Source organism: Candidatus Pelagibacter sp., from assembly GCF_052049975.1.
GTDB lineage: Bacteria > Pseudomonadota > Alphaproteobacteria > Pelagibacterales > Pelagibacteraceae > Pelagibacter.
Window position 1 is genome coordinate 335,417 of record NZ_JBNGYZ010000002.1, and the last position, 12,166, is coordinate 347,582.

Below are 12,166 nucleotides of genomic sequence, written 5' to 3' on the forward strand. Positions count from 1 at the left end.
GCTAAACAGAAGAACCTACACTTCGATCAAAATTATTATATTTTACTTTATCCATTATGTGATCAATTTTTTTAACATCAGCATCACGAACACACATATTTTCACTCAAATATCTTTTCCAATAACTAGCTCCTGACTGACCATGGAATAATCCTAAAGTATGTCTCATTATTTGATTCAATCTAGTTCCTTTTTTTAGTTCTGACTTAACATAAGGGATAAGTTGTTCAATTACATCTTGTCTACTTGGTATCTCATCATTATTAAAAATTTCTTTTTCTATTTCAGCTAAAATATATGGGGTATGATAAGCTGCTCTTCCAATCATAACTCCATCTGTTTTTTCTAAATGAGGCTTAATTTCATCAACAGATGTTATGCCGCCATTAATTATAATCTCATCATTTGGAAAATCTTCTTTTAATTTATAAACATATTCATATTTAAGAGGTGGAATATTTAAATTTTGTTTTGGTGTAAATTTTCCTAACATTGCTTTTCTTGCATGAATTATAAAAGTTTTTATACCAACATTTTTTAATGTAGAGATAAAATTGTAAAAGTTTTCATAATCCTCAACATTATCGTAACCAATTCTTGTTTTAATAGTAACTGGAAGTTTTGTGGCTGCCTTCATTTCTGCTAGACAATCTGCAACTAAATTTGGTTCTTTCATCAAGCATGCACCAAATTTATTTTTTTCTACTTTTTTACTTGGGCAACCTAAATTTAAATTGATCTCATCATAACCAAAATCTTCACCTATTTTGGTTGCTGACGCTAATAGTTTTGGAGATGATCCACCTAATTGTAATGCAACAGGTTTCTCCTCAATATTAAATTCTAAAAGTTTTTTTTTATCTCCTCTATTGATAGCTTCATCAACGACCATTTCAGTATACAGAAGTGTATTTTTTGAGATTAATCTTAAAAAATATCGTTCGTGACGATCTGTACAATCCATCATAGGAGCAACTGAAACTTTCCTATTCATGTCTATGATTTTATATTATTTTATTAAGAGTTTGAAGTATCAGTATCTTCAGTAATTTCTTCAGCATCTTGTTCTTCGCTTGCTGACACATCGTCTAATGAAACGTCTGTTTGATCTTCAGTTTCTTCTGAGACTGGAGTTTCAACTTCTGGAGTAGCTGTTTGTGATAGTTCTGCTAGATCTTCTTTTGATACTTGAATTTTTTCAGGAGTTTTCCTTGCTCTTTTAGACGGTAAAATTGGAGCTCCGCTTTTAGAAATTTCACCTTTGTACAAACTCTCAAAATCATCACCTATTTCTTCATCATCCTCTGAAGTGTCATCAACTTGCTCAACGTGTCTTCTTAATTTTAAGACAGCACTGTCTGTAAGCTCGCTAACTTTAATCTTTTCTTCTGCAATTTCTCTTAGAGCAATTACAGTATTTTTATCATTATCTCTGTCTAAGGTAGGTTCAATACCTGAATTAAGTTGTGTAGCTCTTTCTTTAGCTACCAATACTAATTCATAGGGACTTTCAACTTTATCGATACAATCTTCAACTGTTACTCTTGCCATGCGCAGTATCTACACAGTGAATTAAAAAAAAGCAAGGAGAAATTCTATAAATATTGAGGATTTAGTTTGTTTTTTATCAAAAATAATAGAACAAACATCAATAAAATATACAATCCAGAAAAAGTTGCTATTTGCTCAATAGTAAAACCTTTATCAATAAGAAAACCAAATAAAGCTGTACCAAATGCAGTTGAGAACACCATTAGTGCTGAGGTCATTGCTTTAATCCCACCTATAAATTTAACCCCATATAGTTCAGCCCAAGTTGATGAACCTAAAACATTAGCAAAACCATTTGTTACACCCATTAAACCCAAAAAGACAAAAGAAGACAGATGATTGTCAAAAAAAATTAATACTAAAGTAGCAAGCATTAATGGAATATTAGTGAATATTAATAATTTTCTACTTGTAAACTTATCGATTAAGAATCCGCTTATAAATAAAGTAATTACGGATAGAATTGAATAAGCCATAAAAGATTGAGCGATCACATAAGGACCCCATTCTTTAGAGGACTGCACAAAAGATTGAAAAACTGCAAAACCAGTAAAAATCCAAGGCATAGCCAATAAGTTTCCACAAATAATATAAAATTTATAATCTTTTAAAACCTCAGATCTTTTCCACTGTTTAATTTTATTCTCATTATAATTTTGTTTATTTTCAGTTTCTCTAGAGTCTATATATAATTTTCTTATCAAGAGTGTAGATGACAAGGGAAGAAATATTATTATTAATAAAGAAAAACTTACCCAAAGATTTCTCCAATCTAAAAAAGTTAATAGATATACTATTATTACTGGTAATAAAAATTCTGCTGATGACAAACCTAACCAAGCAGTGCTTAAAGCCTTTCCTCTAGATTTATCAAAGTATCTTGAAACTGTTGTTGTTGCCGTATGAGACATCAGTCCTTGACCAAACAATCTCATTAAAAAAATTGCCAAAAATAGAAAAATGATTGAATCTATTTTTGAAAATAAAAATGAAGAAATACTTAATGAGATAATAACAAAAAAAGCAAATTTAATTGTATTAACATCATCAATTTTTTTTCCTAACCATATTAATACAAAACTACTTAATAAAGTTGCAGTTGCGTATACAGAACCAAATTGACCATGAGATATAGAAAGTGCATCTCTAATACTTGAATTAAACAAACCTAAAAAAAAACTCTGTCCAAAGCTTGAAAAAAATGTAAAAATAAATCCAAATATAATTACTTTTAAACTTAAACTTTTAAACATAGAAAAAAAATTATGACTTGTAATGTTGCTTTCATAGGTCTTGGGGTTATGGGCTACCCAATGGCTGGTTATATATCAAAAGCCGGACACAATGTAACTGTTTTTAACAGAACAACTGCAAAAGCTGAAAAATGGGTTAATGAATATAAAGGTAAAATGGCAGAAACACCTGCTGAAGCTGCTAAAGATGCTGAATATATTTTTACATGTGTTGGGAACGATAATGATTTAAGAGAAGTTACATTTGGTGAAAAAGGCGCATTCAAAACAATTCAAAAAGGATCTGTATATATAGACAACACTACAGCATCAGCAACAATTGCAAGAGAAATTTACGACCACGCAAAAAAAAGTGGTTTTGGTTCTTTAGATGCGCCAGTGTCAGGTGGCCAAGCTGGAGCTGAAAACGGTGCGTTAACAGTAATGATTGGTGGAGATCAAGCTGACTTTGATAAAGCGAAAGATAAAATTGATTGTTACAGTAAAAAAATGAAATTACTCGGAAATGCTGGAAGCGGACAACTTGCAAAAATGGTAAATCAAATTTGTATAGCTGGACTTGTTCAGGGTTTATCTGAAGGAATTAATTTTGGAATGAAAGCAGGTCTTAATATGGAAGATGTAATTGAGGTTATTTCAAAAGGTGCTGCTCAATCTTGGCAGATGGAAAATAGATATAAAACTATGATTGATGATAAATTTGATTTTGGTTTTGCGGTAGATTGGATGAGAAAAGATTTAAAAATTGCTATGGAAGAAGCTAAAAATAATGGCTCATCACTACCTATTACAGAAATAGTAGACAAATACTACGGTGAAGTTCAGGAACTTGGTGGTAATAGATGGGATACATCAAGTTTAATTAAAAGATTTAGAAAGTAAAACTGTATGCAACCAGCATACTACGAAGACTTTGATGAAATAATCAAAAAAATTTGGATTATGTTGGATGATGCAGTAAAAAATAGAAGTTCTCAATTTAGAATACCTACTTTCATTTGTGGAAATAAAAATGATTTGGATGGACGTATTGTTGTGCTTAGAAAATCAAACCAACAAGAAAGATTATTACAATTTCATAGTGATATACGATCTGATAAAATTTTAAAATTAAAATCTAACAATAAGGCTGCTATGTTATTTTATGATAAAGACGAAAAAATCCAATTGAGAGCTAAAGTTGAATGTATAGTTAATCATAAAAATAATATCACAAAAGATTCTTGGTCAAAAACAGGTCACATTAGTAGAAAATGTTATCTTGTGGATAATGGACCTGGAACTGAGTCTGAAAATCCCACATCTGGCTTAACACCAAAATTAGATAATTTTGATTATACTCTTGAAGAGAGTGAAAAAGGTTATGAGAATTTTACAGTAATACAATGTAGAATAAATTCTTTAGAATGGTTGTATTTAGCAGCCAAGGGTCATAGAAGAGCTAAATTTGAATATGGAGATAATTTAGGATCAGAAACTACATTCATAAAAAAAACTTGGCTTATACCTTAACAAAACATGGATAAAAAATTTAAAATTGGAATAGATTATGGAGGAACCAAAATTGAAGCTATTCTGATAGATGAGAATGGAAAAGAAATAATAAGAGAGAGGTCTAGTTATGAAAAAAATTATGAGTCTGGAATAAAAACTGTAAAAAATTTTGTACAAAATTTTAAAAAAAAATCTAGCCAAAATGCAACTGTTGGTGTTGCTATACCTGGATTTTTATCAAATGAAACTGGCTTAGTACATAATGCTAACTCTGATTGGTTAAACAAAAAATCTTTTAAAAAAGATTTAGAGAAAGAATTAAATTGTGAAATTAAAATGATGAATGATGCCAATTGTTTCACGCTTTCAGAGTCTATTGATGGAGCTGGTAAAGATTTTAGAAGTGTTTTTGGTGTTATAATTGGAACTGGTTTTGGTGGTGGATTATCATTTAAAAAAGAAATAATTGAGGGTGTTAATCAAGTTGCAGGCGATTGGGGTCATCAACCATTACCCTATCCAACTGAGGATGAAAAAAATGCTGAAATAAAATGTATTTCTCCAACTTGTGGTAGACCATTATGTGCAGAACAATTCATTTCAGGAACAGGCTTTGCAGATAACTTTAATAAAAAATATAATACAAATTACAAATCACCTGAAATTGTAGAATTAGACAAAAATAATGATGAAAGAGCGAATAAAGAATTTGAATTGTATGAAGACAGATTTGCAAGACTTATTGCTGTGATGATTGGGATATTTGATCCAGAGGCAATTATTTTAGGTGGAGGAATGTCGAATGTTGAAAGATTGTATAAAAATCTACCAAAAATCATTCCTAAATATACTTTTTCAGAGAAGGTCAGAACTAAAATTTTACAAAATAAACATGGCGACTCTAGTGGTGTAAGAGGTGCTGCATGGTTGTGGAAATAAATCTTCAAACTGTGGTTGTAAGTTAAAAAGTAAGTAATAATCAAGTAAATACTCTGCGACCTATAGAACTATTCTATACATGTATATGAATTATAATTAAATTTTTGTTGTTAGAATATTTCAAAAAATTAAAGTCAATATTATTAATTAATAAAGAGAGAAATATGAAAAACTTAAAAAACCTAATGGTTGCACTGTTTGCTCTTATATTTGCTACAACCGCAAATTCAGAGACAATTAAAGTTGCAACAGTAAACAACGGTGACATGATAAGAATGCAAGGTCTGACTGATGACTTTACTTCTAAAACTGGCATAAACGTTGAGTGGGTAACTTTAGAAGAAAATGTTCTTAGACAAAAAGTTACTACAGATATCACAACAAAAGGTGGACAATTTGATGTTCTTACAATTGGAACTTATGAAGTGCCAATTTGGGGAGGAAAGAATTGGTTAAATGAATTAAAATTTAGCGCTGCATACGATGTTGATGATTTATTACCAGCAATAAGAAGTGGTTTATCAGTAGATGGTAAATTATATGCTGCTCCATTCTATGGAGAGTCTTCTATGATTATGTATAGGAAAGACTTAGTTGCTAAAGCAGGTATGACTATGCCTCAACAACCAACTTGGGGTGAAGTTTATGATATTGCTAAAGCAATCACTGAAGGAAATGATGGAGTTTATGGTGCTTGTTTAAGAGGTAAACCTGGTTGGGGTGAAGGTGGAGCTTTCATTACAACAGTTGCGAACGCATTTGGTGGAAGATGGTTTGATGAAAACTGGCAACCACAAATGAATAGTCCTGAGTGGAACGCTGCAGTTTCATTTTATGTAGACTTATTACAAAACTATGGTCCTCCAGGAGCATCTTCAAATGGTTTCAATGAAAACCTTGCTTTATTCAATGAAGGTAAATGTGGAATGTGGATTGATGCAACAGTTGCTGCAAGTTTTGTGACAAACCCTAAACAGTCAAAAGTGCATGACAAAGTTGACTTTGCACAAGCACCTTGTGCTGTAACGTGTAAAGGTTCTAATTGGTTATGGGCATGGTCTTTAGCAATACCAGGTGGTTCTAAAAAAGTTGATGCAGCTACAAAATTTATTGATTGGGCTACGTCAAAAGAATACTTAGAGTTAGTCGCTTCAAAAGAAGGATGGGCTAATGTTCCTCCAGGAACAAGAACTTCTTTATATAAGAATCAAACTTATTTAAATGAAGCTCCTTTTGCAGCTATGACTTTAAATGCGATTAATACTGCTGATCCATCTTTTAATGGTACTTTAAAAAAGAAACCTTATATGGGTGTTCAGTTTGCAGCTATTCCTGAATTCCAAGGAATTGCGACATCTGTAAGTCAGCAAGTATCATCTGCATTAGCAGGAAAAATTTCAGTAGAAAAAGCATTAAACAATGCTCAAAAGATTGCTGAAAAAGAAATGAAAAAAGCTGGTTATATTAAATAATTATAACCAAAACTTTTAAGAATTAAAGGCCACTGATTTATTTAAATTAGTGGCCTTTATTTTAAACTAAATTAACTTAAAATTTTCTTATGAAAAATAAGTTTATCTCTAGAGCAACCTCCTATCCAACAATTACTCTTTTATTTATTTGGATGGCTGTACCACTTGGAATGACAATTTATTTTTCATTTCTCAGATACAGTTTGATGAATCCAGATGTTCAAGAGTTTACTGGTATTCTTAACTACGAATATTTTTTAACTGATTTTGCTTTTTTAGAAGCATTATGGAATACTTTTGTTTTAGTTTTTTCTGTACTAGTTGTCTCGGTACTATTTGGAATTGCATTTGCACTTTTATTAAACCAAAATTTTTTTGGAAGAGGTTTTGCAAGAATTTTAGCAATAGCTCCTTTTTTTATAATGCCCACTGTGAGCGCATTAATTTGGAAAAATTTATTCATGAATCCTGTTTCAGGTTTATTTGCTTGGTTACTATCTTTATTTGGTTTAGACCCCATTGATTGGTTTACTCATGTTCCAATGCTTTCAATAATATTAATTGTTTCATGGCAATGGATACCATTTGCCACCCTAATATTACTGACAAGTTTGCAATCAGTTGATAAAGATCAAATAGAAGCAAGTAAGATAGATGGAGCAAATCAACTTCAAATATTTAGATACGTAACATTGCCCCATTTATTAAGACCAATTGCAATTGTTATTTTAATTGAAACTATATTCTTATTAACTATTTTTGCTGAAATTTTTGTGACTACAACTGGTGGACCAGGTTTAGCCACAACAAACCTAGCATTTTTAGTTTTTACTGAAGCACTATTAAAATTTGATATTGGGATAGCATCTGCTGGAGGGGTGGTTGTTGTAATTCTTGCAAACATAGTAGCGTTCTTTTTAGTAAAAATGATTGGAAAAAATTTACAATAATTATGAAAAAAAAAATTACTCTAACCTTTTTAGCTTGGTTAATCTCTCTAATAATGTTTTTTCCAATTTTATGGATGATTGTTACTTCATTTAAAACTGAGTTAGATGCAGTAGCTATTCCACCCTTATTTTTTTCATTTGAACCAACAATTGAAAATTATGGAATTGTACAAGAAAGAAGTAACTATTTTAGATTTGCTTTAAACTCTGTAATCATTTCTTTTGGCTCAGCAATATTAGGGTTAATTTTATCAATACCAATTGCTTGGTCTATGTCTTTTCACCCTACAAAAAAAACTAAGGGAACTTTGTTATGGATATTATCAACAAAAATGATGCCACCCGTTGGTGTATTAATTCCAATATATTTAATTTTTAGAGACTTATCACTTTTAGATTCAAAAATTGGAATGATTGTAGTTTTATGTTTTGTAAATTTACCAATAATGATCTGGCTTTTGTATTCGTACTTTAAAGAAATTCCTAATGAAATTTTAGAGGCAGTTAGAATGGATGGTGCTAATACTTTTCAAGAAATAATTTATGTTTTGCTGCCACTCTCATTGCCTGGGTTAGCATCTACTACCCTGCTTTGTATTGTGCTTGCTTGGAATGAAGCTTTTTGGACCTTAAATTTAACATCAGTTGATGCAGCGCCACTCACAACATTTATAGCCTCTTATTCAAGTCCTGAGGGTTTATTTTACGCAAAACTATCTGCAGCATCCACTTTATCAGTTTTGCCTGTTTTATTTTTAGGTTGGTTAACTCAAAAACAATTAGTCAGAGGCTTAACTTTTGGAGCTGTTAAATAGATGATTTTGAAAAATGAAATAAATCAAAATTCTATACAATTAATTGAGAGTAGTTTTGAAAAAAAAAAATTAAAACCAGGTATTTTGCATATTGGTGTGGGTAATTTTCACAGATCTCATCAAGCTTACTTAATTGATGAATATATAGAAAAAAACTCTGAATTTAATTGGGGAATTGTTGGATTAAATCTAATCTCAAATAGCTCGAATATTATTAATAATTTAAAAAAACGTAATGGTGATTATATATTAAAGACTATTTCATCAAATGGTGATGTTAAATATAAAAATATTAAATCAATTATTGATTTAAATGACTGGTCTACTGACAAAGAAAATTCAGAAAAAATATTAAATAATGAAGATATTCATCTGGTAACAATCACAGTTACTGAAACTGGTTATTTTTTAAATGAAAAGAATGAGCTTGATCAAAATAACGAATTAATAAAAGATGAATTAAATAATAAAATATCTAATTCAATTTATTCGTATTTGAGAATTGCTTTAAATAATAGAAAAAAATCAATAAACAAACCAATTACTATTCTTTGTTGTGATAATTTAAGAGAAAATGGAAAGATTTTAAAAAATTCATTAATTAAATACCTGGAATTAATTAATGATAAAGAATTAATTAATTGGTTATTAAAAAACGTAACCTTTCCTTCATGTGTTGTAGATAGGATTACACCTAGAACACCAGAAAACTTGGCTGCGGAAATAGAAAGTAATTTCAATGTAAAAGAAAATTGTTCAGTTCTTTCTGAAGATTTCATTCAATGGGTAATAGAGGAAGATTTTGCAGCTCCATTTCCTGCACTAGATCAATTAGACAATGTATATTTTGCATCAAATGTAGTTAACTTTGAAGAAACAAAGATAAGAGTTTTAAATGGTGGTCATTCATGTTTGGCATACTTTGGTGCTCTAAAAGGACTGAATACATTTGATCAATGTTTTAAAGAAAAGTTTTTGGATAACTTTTTTAAGGAATTAGAAAATGAGGAAATTCTACCTGCACTAGGAAACATGAGTCCAATAGAATTACCTGAGTATCTCAAAACTATTTATAGTCGATTTAAAAACTTGTATATAAGTGATGCCCTTGAAAGAATTTGTATGGATGGTTCAAGTAAATTTCCAATTTTTGTAATACCTACAATAGAAAAAAGTTTTTTAAATAATAAAGAACCTCATAGAGCTATTACATCTATTGCTAGCTGGTATATATTTATGAAAAAAATTAACAATAATGAGATAAAATTTAAGTACATTGATCCTAAATGGGAGTGGTTACAATATTTTTTACAAGATGACAGAGTTGATGACTTCTGTGCAAATAAAGATCTTTGGGGAGATTTACCAAAAAGATTTCCTAGATTTAAAGAAATATTAAGATTAAAAATTAATGATATTAACTTTTGGAATAACTTAAATGGCTGACATAAAAATTAATAAACTTAATAAATTTTATGGTGATTTACATATCATTAAAGATATTGATATCGAAATAGAAGATAAGTCCTTTACTGTATTAGTTGGTCCTAGTGGCAGTGGAAAATCCACAATGTTAAGAATGATTGCTGGATTAGAAGAAATCAATTCTGGAGAAATATCAATTGATGATAAAATTGTAAATAAACTTGATCCAAAAGATAGAGAAATAGCAATGGTATTTCAATCTTATGCTTTGTATCCACATATGAATGTTTTTGACAACATGGCCTTAGGTTTGAAATTAAAAAAAACTCCAAAAGACGAAATTGAGAAAAAAGTTCACGAGGCAGCAAAAATTTTACAGTTAAATGATTATCTAGACAGATTACCAAAGCAATTATCTGGTGGTCAACGTCAAAGAGTGGCTATTGGAAGAGCAATTACAAGAGATCCAAAAATTTTTTTATTTGATGAACCTTTATCAAATTTAGATGCAAAATTAAGAGTGGAGATGAGAAGAGAATTAAAAAAACTTCATCAAAATTTAAAAACAACTATGGTTTATGTGACTCATGATCAAACAGAAGCTATGACACTTGGAACAAAAATTGCATTAATGAACAATGGAAAAATAGAGCAATATGATACACCAGAAAATATCTATAATAATCCTAAAAGTATTTTTGTAGCTGATTTTGTTGGGTCACCGCCAATGAATTTCATTAGAGGAAAGATTGTTAATAATAACAAGAAATATTTTTTGGCTAAAAATGCTGATAATGAATTTCAAATTCAGTTATCTGATGACGTGATAACTCCAAAAAATAATGATTCTTTACTTTTGGGTATTAGGCCAGAACATATCTTTTTTAAAAAAGAACATGCTGTAAGAGTATCTAAAGATGATAATTTTGCTCAGATAAGTGTTGTGCCAATATTAAACGAATATGTAGGGCATGAACAAATTGTGACATTTAATTACTTAGGTCAAGAAATTCTTGGAAAATTTTCATCTTCAATTTTAATTGAAATGAATAAAGAAATAAATCTATATGTAGATTTAAATAAAATTTGTTTTTTTGAAAATTAAATTAAGTTATAATTTTTACTAATCTCTTATTAATATTGATAATATCTGTAACTTGACCCTTTAATTCATCTACTGCTTTTTTTACTCCATACCCTTCTTGATCATAATCATCACATATAATCACCATATTTTTTTTGATATCTTTTAAAATTATTCTCAAATCTTCTTTAACTGTCTCGTAAGCATGCCCACCATCTAGAAATATAAATTCAATTTCTGATAAATTAACTTTTTTTAATGCGTCGTGACTTAAACCCTTAATTAATTGAATATTATTCCTAAACTTACTTAATAGTTTATTAACACTTTCCATTGAATTTAAATTTTGTTTTAAAATTATATTGAACAGAAAATGTTTAAGTGGATTAGAAATTTTATTATGTTTAACTGTACTTTCTTTTAAATCAATTTCTTCTGTAGAGTCTTCAAAGATATCAACACCATAATATCTAAAGTCATTTTTGTGTATTTCACATAATTTTTCACAAACATTTCTTGATGTTACGCCTTGAAAAACTCCAACCTCTAAAAAATGTTTTGGTTTATGATAATCTATTTGATCTAAAAGCAAATGTGCAGAGCTTTTATCTTTTTTAAAACTTGATTTTCTAAGATAATATTTAAATTTCATTTTAGATATTAGAGGAAATATATTTTTTCCAATTTTCTTGATAATGTTTTGTATTTTCAAATACAGCCTTTTTTTCCTCAGCTGTTACTTCTCTTATAACTTTGCCAGGAGATCCGACAACTAAAGAGTTATCTGGAATTTCTTTATTTTCTGTAATTAAAGCTTTTGCACCAATGATACAATTTTTTCCAATTTTAACTTTATTTAAAATAACGGCACCAATTCCAATTAAACTATTATCTCCGATTGTGCATCCGTGAAGCATAACCATATGTCCAATTGTTACATCTTTTCCAACTTTTAAAGGACATCCTGGATCAGTATGAAGGACACTACCGTCTTGTACATTTGAACCCTCGCCAATAAAAATGTTCTCAATATCTCCTCTTAAAACAGCATTAAACCAAATACTCGTATTTTTCTCTAAAGTGACATCACCTATAATAGTTGCATTAGGAGCAACCCAATTTTCACCTGAACTTTTAGGTTTTTTATCTTTTAAATCATAAAACATAATTTATATATTAGTAC

Annotated in this window: 13 protein-coding genes; 8 read left to right on the forward strand and 5 right to left on the reverse strand. The window is 29.6% G+C overall.

Annotated elements, in window-relative coordinates:
• Nucleotide 1: 1 nt before the first annotated feature.
• From dusA to ACTT9U_RS05545, 3 genes are read right to left on the reverse strand one after another with little or no spacing between them, the layout of a single operon-like run.
• Entirely contained in the window at nucleotides 2–994 is a 993-nt protein-coding gene (dusA, locus tag ACTT9U_RS05535) for a tRNA dihydrouridine(20/20a) synthase DusA (protein WP_440932172.1), read from the reverse strand.
• A gap of 23 nt (nucleotides 995–1,017) precedes the next feature.
• Nucleotides 1,018–1,551, reverse strand: coding sequence for a DNA-directed RNA polymerase subunit omega (gene rpoZ, locus ACTT9U_RS05540; protein WP_440932173.1), 534 nt, complete (start codon nucleotides 1,549–1,551; stop codon nucleotides 1,018–1,020).
• A gap of 44 nt (nucleotides 1,552–1,595) precedes the next feature.
• Nucleotides 1,596–2,804, reverse strand: a complete 1,209-nt coding sequence (locus ACTT9U_RS05545) for an MFS transporter (RefSeq protein ID WP_440932174.1) — start codon at nucleotides 2,802–2,804, stop codon at nucleotides 1,596–1,598.
• A 12-nt stretch (nucleotides 2,805–2,816) separates the two neighbouring features.
• Between ACTT9U_RS05545 and ACTT9U_RS05550 the strand changes: the two genes are divergently transcribed.
• The 8 genes from ACTT9U_RS05550 to ACTT9U_RS05585 all read left to right on the forward strand — a co-directional run bounded on the left by ACTT9U_RS05550 (nucleotide 2,817) and on the right by ACTT9U_RS05585 (nucleotide 11,004).
• Complete coding sequence (locus ACTT9U_RS05550) at nucleotides 2,817–3,686, forward strand: NAD(P)-dependent oxidoreductase (protein ID WP_440932175.1); 870 nt, start codon at nucleotides 2,817–2,819, stop codon at nucleotides 3,684–3,686.
• Between the two features lie 6 nt (nucleotides 3,687–3,692).
• Complete coding sequence (locus ACTT9U_RS05555) at nucleotides 3,693–4,316, forward strand: flavin-binding protein (protein WP_440932176.1); 624 nt, start codon at nucleotides 3,693–3,695, stop codon at nucleotides 4,314–4,316.
• A 6-nt stretch (nucleotides 4,317–4,322) separates the two neighbouring features.
• Nucleotides 4,323–5,237 (forward strand): ROK family protein, encoded by a 915-nt coding sequence (locus ACTT9U_RS05560; protein WP_440932177.1) that lies wholly within the window; start codon nucleotides 4,323–4,325, stop codon nucleotides 5,235–5,237.
• 164 nt (nucleotides 5,238–5,401) lie between these two features.
• Nucleotides 5,402–6,709 (forward strand): ABC transporter substrate-binding protein, encoded by a 1,308-nt coding sequence (locus tag ACTT9U_RS05565; protein ID WP_440932178.1) that lies wholly within the window; start codon nucleotides 5,402–5,404, stop codon nucleotides 6,707–6,709.
• Nucleotides 6,710–6,798: 89 nt separating this feature from the next.
• Nucleotides 6,799–7,659: a carbohydrate ABC transporter permease gene (locus ACTT9U_RS05570; protein ID WP_440932179.1), complete on the forward strand. Its 861-nt coding sequence runs from the start codon at nucleotides 6,799–6,801 to the stop codon at nucleotides 7,657–7,659.
• Between the two features lie 2 nt (nucleotides 7,660–7,661).
• Complete coding sequence (locus tag ACTT9U_RS05575; RefSeq protein WP_440932180.1) at nucleotides 7,662–8,474, forward strand: carbohydrate ABC transporter permease; 813 nt, start codon at nucleotides 7,662–7,664, stop codon at nucleotides 8,472–8,474.
• Nucleotides 8,475–9,920 carry a mannitol dehydrogenase family protein gene (locus tag ACTT9U_RS05580; RefSeq protein WP_440932181.1) on the forward strand — a complete coding sequence of 482 codons (1,446 nt, stop codon included), beginning with the start codon at nucleotides 8,475–8,477 and terminating at the stop codon, nucleotides 9,918–9,920. It abuts the gene before it with no gap.
• On the forward strand, nucleotides 9,913–11,004 hold the full coding sequence (locus tag ACTT9U_RS05585) for an ABC transporter ATP-binding protein (protein ID WP_440932182.1): 1,092 nt from the start codon (nucleotides 9,913–9,915) through the stop codon (nucleotides 11,002–11,004). Before ACTT9U_RS05580 ends, ACTT9U_RS05585 begins: the two co-directional genes overlap by 8 nt.
• 1 nt (nucleotide 11,005) lies before the next feature.
• Here ACTT9U_RS05585 and ACTT9U_RS05590 read toward each other — a convergent pair whose 3' ends face one another.
• Both ACTT9U_RS05590 and ACTT9U_RS05595 read right to left on the reverse strand, forming a co-directional pair.
• The gene (locus tag ACTT9U_RS05590; protein ID WP_440932183.1) at nucleotides 11,006–11,635 is read right to left on the reverse strand and encodes a class I SAM-dependent methyltransferase; all 630 of its coding nucleotides are present in this window, start codon (nucleotides 11,633–11,635) and stop codon (nucleotides 11,006–11,008) included.
• Nucleotide 11,636: 1 nt separating this feature from the next.
• Nucleotides 11,637–12,149 carry a gamma carbonic anhydrase family protein gene (locus tag ACTT9U_RS05595; protein ID WP_440932184.1) on the reverse strand — a complete coding sequence of 171 codons (513 nt, stop codon included), beginning with the start codon at nucleotides 12,147–12,149 and terminating at the stop codon, nucleotides 11,637–11,639.
• Nucleotides 12,150–12,166 lie beyond the last annotated feature (17 nt).